The organism is Bacillus sp. FF-1 (genome assembly GCF_028548245.1).
Lineage (GTDB): Bacteria > Bacillota > Bacilli > Bacillales > Bacillaceae_G > Bacillus_A > Bacillus_A paranthracis.
This window is the reverse complement of the sequence record NZ_JAQQGG010000004.1, coordinates 149,843-166,037: the sequence shown is the minus strand read 5'-3', so window position 1 is coordinate 166,037 and position 16,195 is coordinate 149,843. Positions and strand designations below refer to the sequence as shown.

General features: G+C 36.4%; 14 protein-coding genes and 1 riboswitch. All 14 genes read right to left on the bottom strand.

The features are described from left to right. Window positions 1-33: 33 nt before the first annotated feature. Window positions 34-1,272, bottom strand: coding sequence for a competence/damage-inducible protein CinA (gene cinA, locus PQF83_RS16105; RefSeq protein WP_000990710.1), 1,239 nt, complete (start codon window positions 1,270-1,272; stop codon window positions 34-36). A 20-nt stretch (window positions 1,273-1,292) separates the two neighbouring features. Continuing rightward, the gene (gene pgsA / locus PQF83_RS16100; RefSeq protein WP_001052963.1) at window positions 1,293-1,871 is read right to left on the bottom strand and encodes a CDP-diacylglycerol--glycerol-3-phosphate 3-phosphatidyltransferase; all 579 of its coding nucleotides are present in this window, start codon (window positions 1,869-1,871) and stop codon (window positions 1,293-1,295) included. A 63-nt stretch (window positions 1,872-1,934) separates the two neighbouring features. Then, window positions 1,935-2,861 (bottom strand): helix-turn-helix domain-containing protein, encoded by a 927-nt coding sequence (locus PQF83_RS16095; protein WP_000137486.1) that lies wholly within the window; start codon window positions 2,859-2,861, stop codon window positions 1,935-1,937. A gap of 21 nt (window positions 2,862-2,882) precedes the next feature. Further along, a complete protein-coding gene (locus PQF83_RS16090) occupies window positions 2,883-3,668 on the bottom strand; it encodes a DUF3388 domain-containing protein (protein WP_000574107.1) in 786 nt (261 codons plus the stop codon). A gap of 139 nt (window positions 3,669-3,807) precedes the next feature. After that, on the bottom strand, window positions 3,808-4,056 hold the full coding sequence (locus PQF83_RS16085; protein WP_000114454.1) for a DUF3243 domain-containing protein: 249 nt from the start codon (window positions 4,054-4,056) through the stop codon (window positions 3,808-3,810). 75 nt (window positions 4,057-4,131) lie between these two features. Beyond that, a complete protein-coding gene (gene ymfI / locus PQF83_RS16080) occupies window positions 4,132-4,845 on the bottom strand; it encodes an elongation factor P 5-aminopentanone reductase (protein ID WP_000759622.1) in 714 nt (237 codons plus the stop codon). Window positions 4,846-4,948: 103 nt separating this feature from the next. Next, a complete protein-coding gene (gene yfmH / locus PQF83_RS16075; RefSeq protein ID WP_000411945.1) occupies window positions 4,949-6,235 on the bottom strand; it encodes an EF-P 5-aminopentanol modification-associated protein YfmH in 1,287 nt (428 codons plus the stop codon). Beyond that, complete coding sequence (gene yfmF / locus PQF83_RS16070; protein ID WP_000772430.1) at window positions 6,236-7,510, bottom strand: EF-P 5-aminopentanol modification-associated protein YfmF; 1,275 nt, start codon at window positions 7,508-7,510, stop codon at window positions 6,236-6,238. A 199-nt stretch (window positions 7,511-7,709) separates the two neighbouring features. Beyond that, on the bottom strand, window positions 7,710-8,669 hold the full coding sequence (locus tag PQF83_RS16065) for an ABC transporter permease (protein ID WP_000008842.1): 960 nt from the start codon (window positions 8,667-8,669) through the stop codon (window positions 7,710-7,712). Continuing rightward, a complete protein-coding gene (locus PQF83_RS16060; protein WP_001074499.1) occupies window positions 8,670-9,728 on the bottom strand; it encodes an ABC transporter permease in 1,059 nt (352 codons plus the stop codon). It abuts the gene before it with no gap. Continuing rightward, a complete protein-coding gene (locus PQF83_RS16055; RefSeq protein ID WP_000456918.1) occupies window positions 9,721-11,253 on the bottom strand; it encodes an ABC transporter ATP-binding protein in 1,533 nt (510 codons plus the stop codon). Before PQF83_RS16055 ends, PQF83_RS16060 begins: the two co-directional genes overlap by 8 nt. A 108-nt stretch (window positions 11,254-11,361) precedes the next feature. Beyond that, window positions 11,362-12,429, bottom strand: a complete 1,068-nt coding sequence (locus PQF83_RS16050) for a BMP family lipoprotein (RefSeq protein WP_000730594.1) — start codon at window positions 12,427-12,429, stop codon at window positions 11,362-11,364. Between the two features lie 89 nt (window positions 12,430-12,518). Further along, on the bottom strand, window positions 12,519-13,244 hold the full coding sequence (locus tag PQF83_RS16045) for a GntR family transcriptional regulator (RefSeq protein WP_000114176.1): 726 nt from the start codon (window positions 13,242-13,244) through the stop codon (window positions 12,519-12,521). 233 nt (window positions 13,245-13,477) lie between these two features. Continuing rightward, window positions 13,478-13,579, bottom strand: a riboswitch (purine riboswitch). A 203-nt stretch (window positions 13,580-13,782) separates the two neighbouring features. After that, entirely contained in the window at window positions 13,783-16,164 is a 2,382-nt protein-coding gene (locus tag PQF83_RS16040; protein ID WP_001118775.1) for a DNA translocase FtsK, read from the bottom strand. Window positions 16,165-16,195: the final 31 nt, after the last annotated feature.

Here is a 16,195-nt window from a genome sequence, read left to right as displayed (position 1 = left end):
CACATTTAACCATTAAAAAAAGCTAAAAGAGACTTATATCTCTTCTAGCTTTTTATACAAATGATAAAATCCATATTTTGCTGAGCGTTCCCTAATTTGTTGACGACTTCCGCTTAAATTTAGAGGAAAGACTACAGTTGGTTCATCTTTCATCGCCAATCCAACAAATACAGTTCCCGGCTCTTTATGTTCTGAAGCATCTGGTCCTGCTACCCCAGTGAAACTAATTCCGATATCCGCTTTTAATAATTCTCTAACATTTTCAGCAAGATAACGAGCACATTCTTTACTAACTGCACCGTCAGTAGACAAGACTTCCTCAGGTACATGTAATACATGTTGCTTCACATCATTATGGTAACAAATGACACCGCCTTTAAATACGGAAGACACACCAGCGTTTTCTGTTACTTGATTACCAAAGAGACCACCTGTTAAACTTTCCGCACACGCTAAAGTTAATCCTTTTTTCTTCAATAACTCTATCGCCTTATAATGTAGAAACTCTTGGTCATACCCGTAGAAAAATTCTCCAACTCTTTCTAAAATCAAATCTTCCACATGCTGAATGAGTTTCTCCGCTTCATGAGCATTTTGATGTTTAGCCGTTAAACGTAATGTCACTTCTCCATCATTGGCAAGCGGGGCGATTGTCGGATTCGTTTGTCCATCAATTAAATCTTGAACTTTCACCTCTAATTGAGATTCCCCAATTCCGAAAAAGCGAAGCACGCGAGAATAAATGTTTTCTCCTGTTGTAAAGTTACGTAAAAAAGGCTCCACATAACTTACATACATCGGCTTCATTTCTTTCGGTGGTCCTGGTAATAAAATATAAACTTTTCCGTTCTTATTTAATCCCATACCAGGTGCCATACCATGATCATTTGCAAATACAGTCGCCCCATCCAAAACGAGCGCCTGCTTTTTATTATTCTCCGTGAACTCTCGACCTGTTCGCTTAAAGTAATCGCTTATTGATGCTAATGCCTTTTCATCATATACAAGCTCTTCCGCTAAGCTAGACGCTATTGTTTCCTTCGTTAAATCATCTTTTGTCGGTCCTAATCCACCTGTGAAAATGAGCATATCCGCACGTTCTTCTGCAACTTCAATCGCCTGCTGCAGTCGCTTGTTATTATCACCAACTACAGTATGGTAGTACACGTTAATTCCAATTGAAGCTAACTTTTCAGACAAAAACTGGGCGTTCGTATTTGCAATTTGTCCAAGTAATAATTCTGTTCCAACCGCAATAATTTCAGCGTTCATCCCAATTCCCCCATAAACTTCTATTTTGAGTTTACAAAAGCAGCTCTATTTTTCCAGAAATAATCCCATCCTGAAATAACAGTAAAAATTAATGCAATCCATATAAAGATATCAGCAACTGGAATATGGATTAAATTTAAAGGTACATCGTGTAATAAATATGCCGCAATCGCGATGATTTGTGTCCACGTCTTAATTTTCCCTAGCTGATTTGCCGCAACTACTTCCCCTGTTCCAGCAAGTACAAGACGTAAACCAGTGACCGCAAACTCACGGCTTATAATGACAATAACGATCCAAGCAGGTACGTATTGCATCTCAACTAACGTGATAAGTGCCGCTGAAACAAGTAATTTATCAGCTAACGGGTCAAGGAACTTCCCTAAATTCGTTACAAGATTATACTTTCTTGCGTAATGTCCATCAATCCAATCTGTAGCCGAAGCAACAATAAAGATAAGCGCTCCTATTAAATGTTGAATTGGTAAATCAACATCACCAATTGTGTATGAACCCCAATCAAAGGGCGCTAACATAATTACCATAAAAATTGGAATTAAGCAGATTCTAGATATTGTAATTTTATTTGGTAAATTCACAGCTATTCCTCCATCATATCAAAAACATTTGTTCATTGAAAAAAGTCATCGAAGCGATGACTGTTATTGTGCAGGTTGCTCTATCCCTAGATTTTTAATCAAGAATTTTTGATGATAATTCTCTTCTGGATTCAACGGGAATGTAACCACTTGGCCATTTAATTTAAATTCAACATTCGGTGCACTTCCTATATTAAGGTTTACCACTTTCGCTGTTGATAAATCATATTTTTGAGTTTGACCTTCCTCTATTGTTCCACTAAAGATATCATTTCCTGCCTCATTTTTAATACCTACATAACTTGCACCTTTTGTTGTAATTTCTAATTCTAACGTTTTATTGTTATGAATTTCCAAAGTGGACTCCTTACCAGTTGTCCCAACTACTTTGATTTCTTGTTGTCCTGTTGGTTGCGCTGGTTGTTCTTCTTTCTTTGGCTCTTCTTTTTTCGATTCTTCTTTTTTTGGTTCCTCTTTTTTCGGCTCTTCCGCTTTCACTTCATCTTTCTTCGTATCTAACGGAGAGTTTTCCGCTTTTTTAACTTCAATTTTCTCACTTTGAGCATTCGGAACCTTCTCATCACCTTTTCCAGTTAACGCTTGGAAAATAAACCAAATTACCACTCCAACTGCGATTACTAGCAGCGCAACTAAGATTTTCGGCATATGATCTGCAATTGGCCATGATGAAGATTTCTGCATTGTTTCTTGTGTTTTTTGTCCGGTTGACACTTGTGGAACGTCGCGTTTTTCAGATTGTGGTATCGTACTCTGATATTCTACAAGCAGTTCCTCTCCATTTAATCCAACCGCATCTGCGTATTGTTTAATGAATGCACGCGCATAAAAAGCTCCTGGCAATACATCATAATTGCCTTCCTCAATTGCTACTAAATGGCGTTTTTGAATTTTTGTAATCTCATGCAGCTGATCAATAGACAAGCCTTTCGTTCCTCTTGCTTCTTTCAGCTTTTGTCCTAATTCTGTCACTACTAACACCTCAATATTTCTTTAAAAGTCAAACATAGAGAAATTATTTTGCGTACCTTGCTCAATTTCATCTACTAAATTATATTGAATTTCTTCATCATAATCGTTACGCAACTCGATAATATAATCAAAATCATCCAATGTGTATTCTGACTGACTCACAAATACGTCAGGATGTTCCACAACTTTCGTTGCAGGCAATCTCATAATTTCACGAACAAGCTGCCAATGCCTTTCGTTAGCACGCTTTGTTGACACGATTCCATCTAAGATGAAAATATTGTCGTCGCTATACTCATCTTCAATCAATTGACTACGAACAGTTTGCTTAATAAGAGTAGACGATACAAATAACCATCTTTTATTTGCACAAACACTTGCGGCAACAATGGATTCTGTTTTTCCAACACGAGGCATTCCTCGTATACCAATTAGCTTATGGCCTTCTTTTTTCATTATTTCAGCCATAAAGTCTACAAGTAACCCTAATTCATCACGCACAAACCGAAATGTCTTCTTATCATCTGCATCTCGTTGTATGTACCTACCATGTCTAACCGCTAGCTTATCTCTTAGCTTTGGCGGACGATATTTCGTTACCGTTATGTTATCCATCGTATTTAAAATTGATTCTAGTCTAGAGATTTGCTCTTGATTATCACACATAAGGAGTAATCCACGCCTTGCATTATCTACACCATTAATTGTGACAATATTAATGCCGAGCATACCGATTAACGAAGAAACGTCACCAAGCAAGCCAGGTCGGTTTTTATGTATTTCATATTCAAAATACCATTCAATCATCCAAGATCACTCCCCTTGCTTACTTTACACCTACGTACTATATTATATGATTTCACCTTAATAGGGAAGCTAAATGTATAATCTATCCCTTTCAATTATTATACAAAAAAAATAGAGAGGAGAATCCCCTCTCTATTTTTTACTTATGTTGTACAAACTTTACCATTAAGTTTGCGATTGTATGTTGCTCTTGTTCGTCAGCAACTTTCCAAAGTTCAGCTAATAATTTCTCTTGATCGTTGCGTGCTTCTACTTCATTTGCTAAATAATCACCAACACGAAATGCCATATCTGATACAGCACCACCATCAAGACCTTTTCCTTGCGCTTGTTCTAAACGTTCTCCTAAAAAGCTCTTCCATTGATCAAAGTTATCTAAAACTGACATGTGTAAGCACCTCACTACTTAGTAATAGAATCATGCTTAATTTGTACAGTTTTTCATTTTTTATGTAAGAAATTTTTAGCAATGCCACCCGCCATTTACTCCAATAATTTGTCCAGTTATATAAGATGCACCTGGTGATACGAGAAATGACACAGTTTTTGCTACTTCTTCCGGTAATCCTAATCGTCCTAACGGAATCTCTTCCGCAATTTCATTCTTATCCTCTTCTGAAAATACGTTTAACATTTCCGTTTCAATTGCACCTGGCGCCACCGCGTTCACTCTTATTCCACTTAATGAAACCTCTTTTGCTAAAGCTTTCACATATGAATTTTGCGCACCTTTTACCATCGAGTAAAGAACTTCACATGACGCGCCAATTTGTCCCCATATAGACGAAACAAGTACAATATTACCGCTTCTGCGTTGAATCATAGATGGCAATGCCATCGATAATAATTTATAGATACTCTTCACTTGAAGTTCTACCATATCATTCAATTCATCGTTCGTTACATCTGTTACGAGTCCAAAAATACTCTTCCCAGCTGCATATACGATAACATCAAGAGGATGTTCAATTTGTTTCCACAATTGCTCTGCTCCATCAGTAGAAGCTAAATTTGCTTGAACAGGAATTACTTCACCCCATTCTTTCTGCAACTCATTCACTTTCTCTTCACTGTTATTATAATGAACATATACTGTATATCCATCTTGAATTAATTGTTTCGAAATAGCAGAGCCAATCCCTCCGCTCCCTCCAGTTACTAATGCATACTTTTTCATACAATTCCTCTCTTATCTCAACAAAATCTTTTTTCTACAAATAAATAATACCCTCATCTTACAATTTATCAATGATAAGATGAAGGTATTATTATAAAATCTTTTATTTTTTCGGTAAAACCTGGCAAACACTCATTTTTTCTTCTGATAATAGTAATTTGGCTACTTCTTGTAAATCTTGAACAGTTAAACTTTCTAATACAGTCAATGCATCAAACAGACTCGACTCATTAAACGCATATCGTGTAAATTGATTTGCAATATATTCCGGTGAATTCAAGGAACGTAAAAAGCCGCCTATTTTCTTTTTCTTTACTCGTTCTAATGCCGCCTCATCTAATTGATCATAATTTGTATTTAATAAAATACCTTTCAAACGCTCTTCCAGCTCATCAGGTTGCTTCGTATCGCCGCCAACCATTGCAAAACCGAAGTTATTCTCTTCCGTATAATCATATGAGAACGAATCATCAATGAGTCCTTCGTTATATAAAGATTCGTAATGAACGGAGCTTTTTCCAAATAAATAATCTAGAAGTAACGTAAGCGCAATTTCTTGTTTTAAAAGGGCTTCCCCTTTTTCTTTTAAGTTTGTCGCTTTAATACCAACTAAACATTTCGGAGTTTGTACAGGCATTGAAATAATTTTCTTCTTTTCATTTACCGCATCTGGTTCTTCTTCAAATGAACGTACTATTTCTGGTTGGTTTTTGTAATCTTTTTTTGCTTGATTTTCACGTATCAAATCCATCGTTTTCTCTGGATCAATTGCACCTACAACAAACATCAACATATTACTTGGATGATAAAATGTTTCATAACATTCATATAGTAGGTCTTTCGTAATTTTACTAATAGACTCGATTGTACCTGCAATATCAATTTTAATCGGGTGCTTTACAAACAAGCTATCAATTAATCCAAAGTATAAGCGCCAATCTGGATTATCTTGATACATTTGAATTTCTTGCCCAATAATACCCTTCTCTTTTTCAACTGTTTTTTCAGAGAAGTAAGGCTCTTGTACGAAATTTAACAATGTATTTAAATTTTGTTCTACATTTGATGTACACGAAAAAAGGTAAGCTGTTCTTGTGAAAGATGTGAAAGCATTTGCCGATGCCCCTTGTTTACTAAACAATTGGAACGCATCATGATCTTCTTTTTCAAATAGTTTATGCTCAAGAAAATGAGCAATCCCATCCGGCACACGAATCATTTCTTCTTTACCTAGTGGTACGAATGTATTATCCACAGAACCATATTTTGTCGTAAACGTTGCAAATGTTTTATTAAATCCTTGCTTCGGTAAAATATATACATCTAATCCATTAGGAAGTTTTTCATAATAGAGTGTCTCTTTTAATTGCTCATAAACAATTTTCTCCATTTATTCTCCCTCCGTTCCGTGTAAAAAGTAAATTGTATCTAATTCAATATTTTTAGCAACTTTCACAATCTCTTCTTTCGTCACACTTTCAATACCTGTAAGCCATTCTTCAACCGGACGCGTACGATCTGAAATAATACCATGATACAGCATTTCCACAAATCCACGCGGTGTATCAATTGCTTCTAATATTTGATTTCGAATAACACTTTTCGTTTGATGCATCTCTTCTTCAGAAAAATCACCATTTTGCATTGCAAGCATTTGCTCTTTAATAATCTCAACCGCTTTTTCATAATTTTTCGCTTCGATTCCTGACATGACAAATAATAAACCTTTATGACTTTCAAAGCGAGATGCTGCATAGTACGCTAAACTATTTTTTTCACGAACATTAACGAATAACTTCGAATGAGAAAATCCTCCAAACAATCCATTAAACAATTGCAGCGCAAAATAATCTTCGTCTTTATACGTAATAAATGTACGATATCCGATGTGTAATTTACTTTGTTTTAATTCTTGTTTTTCCACAACTTCTTTTTCTTCATTATTTCTCTTATGAAGAAGTACATTTCTTTCCCTCACAGGACGTGCTGAAATAGAAAAATACTTACTTACAAGATCAACTGCGTTTTCTGAAATATCACCAATAATGTATAGGTCCATTTCATCTTCCGCTAACACTTTTTGATAATATTGATACAAACTTTCATTTGTAATAGAAGAAACACTCTCTTTTTTCCCATTTGCGCTTAAACGATACGGTTCTACTTTGCACATTTCTTCAATTAAACGCTCGTTTGCATAACGCATTTTATCATCATACGTCGCTTCAATTCGTTGTAAGAGCGCTCTCTTTTCACTTTCTACAATAGAAGGCAGAAAACCATTCCCCTCTTTCGCTGGATGTAAAACGATATCCGATAACATAGAAAGCGCTTTTTCAAATAACGGTGGTGCATCATGTAAATATACTTCATTTGCAATGTCTACATAAATAGAGATGATATGATCTTCTCCTTTTTTACTTACATCTACTGCCAAAGAAGATCCGTATAATTCTTCTAAATATTGACGAAGACGAATTACAGAAGGAAGCTTTTCTGTCGCACTTTGCAATACGTATGGCAATAGGGCACGTTCTGTCACCGTCTCCTCATTTAAAGGTGCTTTCAAACGAAATACAAATGTATTTGTTTTATATTTATCAGTTGGAATAATATGTACTCGTAAACCACCTAACTCATGTAACTGTTGTTCCATCAGTTTCATTTATAGCCCTCCTTTACGTATATAGGAATATTCCTCTTCAATATACAGTTTTTAGAAATGAAAAATCAACTTTTCTTCCTCACTATACTTACATTAGGCCCTTTCTAAAAACTGTAATATGTAAGGAACATAGTAAAATTCCGTATTAAATATAGTCTATGTAAAAAAGCCCGCACTAATGTGCGAGCTTTTTTTATACTTATCGTTTTCCTTTTTCATAAGGAGTTCCTAATGCTTTTGGAGCTTCAGAACGACCTACAAAACCAACAAGCGCTAATATTGTGAATACATACGGCAATATCGTTAAGAATACACTTGGAATTTCTTTTAGTACTGGAATTGTACCGCCTGTTATTCCTAATGATTGAGCAAATCCGAAGAACAGAGCCGCTCCAAGAGCACCGAGTGGATTCCATTTACCGAAAATCATTGCTGCTAACGCCAAGAAACCTTGTCCAGTAATTGTAGCACCTGAGAAGTTACCAGAAATCGACATAGCGAAGACCGCTCCACCAACTCCTGCAAACATTCCAGATATAGCAACTGCAATATAACGCATTTTATATACGTTAATCCCCATCGTATCCGCTGCCATTGGATGCTCACCAACCGCACGAAGACGAAGACCGAACGGCGTTTTATAAATGATATACCAAACGACAAACGCTAAAATAATAGCAATATATGATGTTAACGGTACATTAGAGAAAAAGATTTTTCCGATTACCGGAATATCCGAAAGACCCGGAACATCGATTTTTTCAATGCGGTATTGAATGAAATCAGTTTGTCCTTTGCCAAAGATTTTCTTAATCGCAAATACTGTTAAACCAAGTGCTAAGAAGTTAATTGCTACTCCGCTCACTACTTGATCTGCACGGAATGTAATGGATGCTACTGCGTGAAGAAGTGCAAACAATCCACTACCAATTGCTGCAAATAATAATGCAATCCAAGGAGTCATCGATCCCCACGTATCACCCATTAATAACGTTGTAACAATACCAATAAATGCACCAAATAACATTAAACCTTCTAACGCTATATTTACAACTCCAGAACGTTCACTGAACACTCCACCTAACGCCGTAAAAATAAGTGGCGCTGCCGTATATAACGTACCCGTCACAAGAATGGCTAAAATATCTAAAAAGCTCATTTATTTCCCCTCCTTGCTCATGCGTGTAAGTGCCCAGCGTAAAACATAACTGCACGCTACAAAGAAAATAATACATGCAATAATAACGTTAATTAACTCCGAAGGTACATCTGCTTCGAAATTCATTTGTGGTGCTGCACTTTTCAAACCACCAAACAGTAAAGCTGCTAATAGTATACCAAATGGATTATTTCCGCCTAAAAGTGCTACCGCAATCCCATCAAATCCAATACCAGTAAACGAAGACATTGCTGTCATACTTTGGAATGTCCCTAATCCTTCCATAGCTCCACCAATTCCTGCAAAAGCACCAGCAATTGTCATTGATAATACAACATTACGCGATACTTTCATTCCTGCGTATTGAGAGGCATTTTGGTTAAAACCAACCGATTTTAATTCATACCCTAACGTTGTTCTATCTAATAAGAACCACATTACAATCGCAATGATAATAGCCACAACAATTCCCCAGTGTAAACGAGATCCATCTGTCAATGAAGATAACCAATCAGAAGCTAACGAAGCACTTGCTTGTACGTCATAAGATTTTTCATTACCTTCGTGGATAAAACGTTTAATAAGATCATACGTAACATAAAGTGCAATGTAGTTCATCATAATTGTAACAATTACTTCATTTACTTTAAGTTTCCCTTTTAAATATCCAGGTATAAAGCCCCATAAACCGCCGACAATTGCCGCCACTAAAATAGATAACGGAATATGCAAAATTGCTGGTAACGACACTGCATATCCAAACCAAACAGCAGCGAGCCACCCAACTAATAACTGTCCTTCCACCCCAATATTGAAAAGACCTGTACGAAATGCAAATGCTACTGAAAGACCAGCTAATACAAGCGGAATCATCGTACGCAACGTCTCACCGATAGCTTGTGGATTGCCAACCATCCCTTCCCAAAGCGCGGCATATCCAACAATTGGATCATATCCACTAACTAACATTACAATGGCACCAACAAGTAAACCGAAAACTACGGATAACACAGGTACTAAAATATTAATTGTTCGTTCTGTTAAAAATTTTTTAGCCATTTGTGTTCACCTTCTCTTTCCCTGTCCCGCCGGCCATTAATAATCCAAGCTTTTGTTCATTTGTTTCTTTCGCATCCACAATTGCTACAATTTTCCCTTCATATATAACAGCCACTCGATCGCTTACATTTAAAATTTCATCCAGTTCTAAAGATAAAAGCAATACTGCCTTACCATTATCTCTCTGCTCAATTAATTTTTTATGAATAAATTCAATCGCACCTACATCTAAACCACGTGTCGGCTGTGCTGCAATTAGTAAATCTGGATTACGATCTACCTCACGTGCAATAATTGCCTTTTGTTGGTTTCCACCAGATAGAGCGCGAGCTAACGTTTGTTCACTAGGTGTACGTACATCAAACTGTTCAATAAGTGCTTTCGCTTTTTCTGTAATTTTACTAAAATTTAAAATCCCTTTCTTTGAAAATGGATTTTTATAGTATGTTTGTAAAACAATATTGTCCCGAACAGAAAAATCGAGAACAAGCCCGTGTTTATGACGGTCTTCAGGAATATGACCAATCCCCTCTTCTGTTATTCTTCGAACAGGCCAATTCGTTATTTCTTTTCCTTTAATTGCAATAGAACCTGACTCAACTTTTCGTAAACCAGTAATCGCCTCTATTAATTCACTTTGACCATTTCCATCAATCCCTGCAATCCCAACGATTTCTCCTGCACGAACAGTTAAGTCAAGGCCTTTTACAGCAGGTAACTTGCGCGTATCATGAACAATTAGGTTTGCAATAGATAGTACTTCTTCCATTGGTTTAGCTTCTATTTTTTCTGTTTTAAAATTCACTTGACGTCCGACCATTAACTCTGCAAGTTTATGCTCATCCGTTTCCGCTACATCAACAGTACCAATCCCCTTACCTTTACGAATAATTGTACAACGATCGCAAACTTCCATAATTTCTTTCAACTTATGTGTAATAAGGATAATAGATTTCCCCTCTTGCACAAGCTTTTTCATAATTTGAATCAACTCATGAATTTCTTGAGGAGTTAACACCGCGGTTGGCTCATCAAATATTAAAATCTCAGCACCACGATAAAGAGTCTTTAATATTTCAACCCTTTGCTGCATCCCAACAGAAATATCTTCAATTTTCGCATGTGGATCAACAGCCAAACCATACTGTTCAGATAATTGCTTAATTTCTTTTGCCGCTTCTTCAACAGCAATTTTCCCGTTTTTCTTCGGCTCATTTCCAAGAATAATATTCTCTGTAACTGTAAAATTATGAACAAGCATAAAATGCTGATGGACCATCCCAATACCAAGGTCATTTGCTATATTCGGATTTGTAATTTTTACAGGTTTTCCTTTAATTTTAATTTCACCTTGTTCTGGTTGGTACAAACCAAATAGTACATTCATCAATGTGGATTTCCCTGCACCATTTTCTCCAAGTAAAGCATGTATTTCTCCCTGTTTTACTTGCAGCGTAATATCGTCATTCGCTACAATGCCTGGGAATACTTTTGTAATATTGTTCATCTCAATTACGTATTCCATTTTGTTCCTCCTTTTAGCAGGGAACACTCCCTAATTACACTCTATTAAAAGTATTTTTATATATGCAAAGGTTAGTTCTACGAACTAACCTTTGCTATTTCTCTATTATTATTTCTTTAGAGAAGCTTCATATGTTTTATATTCTTCATCAGTTGCAGGGACTTTAATTTCACCGTCAGTGATTTTCTTCTCAAGCTCTTCTACTTTTGTTAAGATTTCTGGATTTACTTTTTTCACATTGTCAGTAGTTTTCGCAATACCAACACCGTCATCTTTTAATCCGAATTCTTCTACTTTACCGCCTTTTAATTTACCGTCTTTCGCTTCTTGTGCTACTTTTGCTACTGCAATATCAACACGTTTTACCATTGATGTTAAAGTTACGTTTTCAGGCATACCTTCTTGATTTTGGTCACGGTCAACACCGATTACCCAAACGTTTTCACCTTTTTTCTTACGGTTTTTCGCTTCTGTGAATACACCGTTACCAGTTGCACCTGAAGCATGATAAATTACGTCAACTCCACCACCGTACATTGCTGAAGCTAATACAGAGCCTTTTTCTGGTTTATCAAATGCATCAGCATATTGTGATACGATTTCGATATTTGGATTTACTGCTTTTGCACCAGCTTTAAAGCCTGATTCAAATTTTGTAATTAATGGGCTTTTTACACCACCAACAAACCCAACTTTATTTGATTTTGTCGTCATCGCTGCTACAGCACCAACTAGGAATGAACCTTCATGGTCTTTAAATGTAATACTTGTTACGTTTGGCTTCTCTACAACTGTATCTACAATCGCAAATTGCTCTTTTGGATATTGTTCAGCTACCTTTGCAATTGATTTTTCCATTAAGTAACCAATACCAAATGTTGTGTTATAATGATCTTTCGCAAACTTCGTTAAGTTCGGGATATAATCAGCATCTTTACTTGATTGAAGATAACGATATCCTTCATTTTTCTTTAAATTATTGTCTTTACCGAATTTCGTTAAACCTTCCCAAGCTGATTGGTTAAATGATTTGTCATCAACGCCCCCAACATCCGTAACCATACCAACTTTAAACTCTTTTTTGTCGCTACTCGCTTTATCCGAGTTACCACATGCACCTAACACCGCACTTGCTGCTAATGTTAATGATAATAAAAGACCTGTTTTTTTCTTCATACTAGAAACCCCTCCTGAAATGATTTGTCTATTTTTTATACGCTGCTGTCCCTAACTTCTTGCTGTCACCTCCCTAAAAAGGAACCTACCTACATACGTTTTCTTAATACGTGGAAGCTAAACTTATCAGCTCTAAAGTAATTGATAGAATATAAGATTGGCTCATCATTTTGATCATAGTGCATTTGTTTTAATACTAGCAGTGCCGTTTCCGGTTCACATTCCAAAATCGGTGAGATTTTCGGATGATAGCCAATTGGCTCAATATGAGCAACTGCGTATGTGATACGTTTGTGCGTATTGTTATGTATCACTGTAAGCAATGATTCTTCGTTGTATCCCGATAAATCTGGCAAGATTTCTTTTGCAAGTTTATCGATACAATATACAACAGGTTCCCCATCTGCTGTACGCACACGCTCAATCATCACTGCATTAAAACCATCTTCACTATTAAACTTCTCTTTTTCTTCTTCTGTTAAACTTGTTGTAGATGATGATAAAAAGATAGTTCCTGGTGTTTTCCCCACACTAGAAATCATATCTGTAATACTAGAAAGTTGTTCAATCCCAGAAGAAAATAGCGGTTTTGCATTTACAAATGTTCCTACACCATGTCTACGAATGACAACATTTTCTTCTTCTAAAATACGCAGCGCTTCCCTTAAAGTCGCTCTACTTACGCCAAGTTCTTTCGCTAAATCAAACTCTGATGGCAACTTTTGTCTTTCTTTGTAAGCCCCATCTTTAATCTTTTCTTTGATGTGATCAATCACCCGTAAATATAGGTGACGACTATCGGATTTTACTGACATAAGACTCCCCCGCATTTCAATTATTCGACCTCTGATGTAAGACTTCTTTTCTCTTTTTTCAACTTACAACATAATAAAAATTGCTAAATACTAAAAATAAGCATAATTGTCGAATAAATATTAATAATTTTTTTAAAAAAAATTTTCACTCTTTACTGCATAAAAAAAACTTTGCACCATAAACATTCCTCATAGCGAGAAAAAGTTCGGCACAAAGATCTCTTACATCCTTTGTTACACACTTTTCCCCTCATAGTCTAGCAATTCATGGTTGCCAGGTAGAAACTTATGGACCTTATCTCCAAGATTATATGAGGCAGTGATTCTTTTCGAAGTAATCTTACCACTTGCTCCCATACGTGTCAACAAAATTTAACATTTTTCTACATGAAATATCGAACATTCACAAAAAACCACACCAAAGTATTCGTATTCTAAAGAACCACCTTAAATGTAAGCCCTTTCTTTATCGCTGAATATAGTATATAACAAAACCAGCATATAAAAAAGCCTAATTGTAAAAACAATTAGGCTTTTTTTATGAACTTTTTTCTTGTACATCATTAATGAGCACTTCTCGTGGTTTACTACCTTCATACGGACCTACTACACCATTCATTTCCATTGCATCAATTAAACGGGCAGCACGGGTATAACCAACTCTAAACCTACGTTGCAACATAGAAACAGAGGCTGTTTGCATTTCCACTACGAGCTGAACTGCTTCATCGTATAATTCATCTTCTACTTCCTGCTTCGTATCAGGAACATCTTGCGGGATCATATCTTCTTGATATTGCGCTTTTTGCTGACCAATAACATATTCTACAACTCTCTCAACTTCATCATCTGATAAAAACGCACCTTGTACACGTACAGGCTTCGATGCACCAATTGGTATAAATAGCATATCTCCACGACCTAGCAGTTTCTCTGCACCACCGCCGTCAAGAATTGTACGAGAATCTGTTTGAGAAGAGACAGCGAATGCAATACGTGATGGAATATTCGCTTTAATAACTCCCGTAATGACATCAACTGACGGACGTTGCGTTGCAATAATTAAATGAATACCGGCAGCACGAGCCATTTGCGCTAGACGCATAATCGCATCCTCTACATCCGACGAAGCAACCATCATTAAATCTGCTAACTCGTCCACAATTACGACAATATAAGGTAATTCCGGTTGTTTCGCTTCTGATTGATTATTATGCTCTTTTATATAATCATTATATCCTTCAATATTTCGCGTGCCACTATGAGCAAATAACTCATAACGACGCTCCATTTCACTTACAACTTTTTTCAATGCTTGCGATGCCTTTTTCGGATCCGTTACAACTGGTGTTAACAAATGAGGCACACCGTTATATACATTTAACTCTACCATTTTCGGATCAATCATCATTAATTTTACTTCATGTGGTTTTGCACGCATTAAAATACTAACAATAATACCGTTAATACATACACTTTTCCCGCTACCTGTCGCACCCGCCACTAGCAAATGGGGCATTTTATTTAAGCGGGCTAATACAGCTTCACCTGTAATATCTCGTCCAAGGCCTATTAACAACTTCTCTTCCGGATGATTGTTAGCTTTAGAATCAAGAACTTCTCTAAGCGTTACCATGGAGACTTCTGAGTTCGGAACTTCAATTCCTACAGCTGATTTCCCGGGAATAGGCGCTTCAATACGAATGTCTTTCGCCGCTAACGCAAGTGCTAAATCATCACTTAAACCGACGATTTTGCTTACCTTTACTCCCATATCAGGATACACTTCATATTTTGTAACTGCAGGACCTCTATGTACTTTTGTTACTTTCGCTTTCACTCCAAAACTTTGGAAAGTACGTTCTAATTTACGAGCATTCTCATAAATTTCCGCATTTTCATTTGTAACTTGCTTATTCTTTGGAAATTTCAATATATCAAGCGCAGGAAGCTTGTAATCTTTATTTTCTACATTTGAAAATTGCATAGGAGGTGCTTGTGTTTCCCCCTCTAGCGATTCAACGATTTTTTCTCCACGCTTTTTCTTCGGCTCTTCAACTGGTGGAGCCTCTTCAATAAACGGTGAAGTGATTAACTCTTCTTCCTCTACTTCAATTCGTTTATCCTCTTCTTCATTTACAGGATAATTCTCAGTGAAATTCGAAATAATCGGAGGATCAATTGAGATTTCTTCCATCGGCTCAATAATTTCTTCATGTTCTGCAGCACGTTTGCTCCTTGTGCTTCTTGTTGTTTTTTTCTTTTCTGTTTGTTCAGCCGTTCTTTTGGCTCTCCAATCTTTATAGTCCCCTTGCATCACTTGAAATTGACTTCTAAGAATTCTACCAACTGGAGCTAACACTTCTCCAATATGCTTATTTGTTATACAAAGTATACCGAGAATAACTAAAATAATACCAATAATATAAGCTCCAACTTCGTCAAATAAGAAGTAACAAGTGGCGAACATAAGTGCACCAAACATGCCACCACCTAAATGAACGCTATCTGGCCCTTTTTTCATTTCAAGAAAGAAATTATCTTTCGTACTTACAATAACAGAAGTATTTTGCACTGCTCCATCTTTCGTAAGAAGGTTAAATAATGTAATATGACTAAACATTAATATCGCCAATACTATTAAATAAAAACCGATTAACCGTTTATTTAAAAGGTTCGGCCATCCACGTTTTATAACGAATGAAACGGATAAAGCTATTACACCTAACACACCAATTATGTACCACTCACCAAAGAAGAAGCGAAAAAATAACACAAACGATTTTCCTACAACGCCTAGCTGTAAAATCGTAATGATTGAAAGTGCAAAAAGAGTTAAACCGACGATTTCATAATACAAAGTTGGCTTTATCGTACGTCTTGCCTTTGCCTTCGTCCCTCTTTGCTTTTGTTTTGCCATTTCTTCACCTCGTGATCTACATATAAGTAAA

Coding starts and splice junctions, on each gene's coding strand:
- cinA (WP_000990710.1), bottom strand. CDS start 1,272: ATGAACGCTGAAATTATTGCGGTTGGAACAGAATTATTACTTGGACAA.
- PQF83_RS16090 (WP_000574107.1), bottom strand. CDS start 3,668: ATGATTGAATGGTATTTTGAATATGAAATACATAAAAACCGACCTGGC.
- PQF83_RS16085 (WP_000114454.1), bottom strand. CDS start 4,056: ATGTCAGTTTTAGATAACTTTGATCAATGGAAGAGCTTTTTAGGAGAA.
- ymfI (WP_000759622.1), bottom strand. CDS start 4,845: ATGAAAAAGTATGCATTAGTAACTGGAGGGAGCGGAGGGATTGGCTCT.
- yfmH (WP_000411945.1), bottom strand. CDS start 6,235: ATGGAGAAAATTGTTTATGAGCAATTAAAAGAGACACTCTATTATGAA.
- yfmF (WP_000772430.1), bottom strand. CDS start 7,510: ATGAAACTGATGGAACAACAGTTACATGAGTTAGGTGGTTTACGAGTA.
- PQF83_RS16065 (WP_000008842.1), bottom strand. CDS start 8,669: ATGAGCTTTTTAGATATTTTAGCCATTCTTGTGACGGGTACGTTATAT.
- PQF83_RS16060 (WP_001074499.1), bottom strand. CDS start 9,728: ATGGCTAAAAAATTTTTAACAGAACGAACAATTAATATTTTAGTACCT.
- PQF83_RS16055 (WP_000456918.1), bottom strand. CDS start 11,253: ATGGAATACGTAATTGAGATGAACAATATTACAAAAGTATTCCCAGGC.
- PQF83_RS16050 (WP_000730594.1), bottom strand. CDS start 12,429: ATGAAGAAAAAAACAGGTCTTTTATTATCATTAACATTAGCAGCAAGT.
- PQF83_RS16045 (WP_000114176.1), bottom strand. CDS start 13,244: ATGTCAGTAAAATCCGATAGTCGTCACCTATATTTACGGGTGATTGAT.
- PQF83_RS16040 (WP_001118775.1), bottom strand. CDS start 16,164: ATGGCAAAACAAAAGCAAAGAGGGACGAAGGCAAAGGCAAGACGTACG.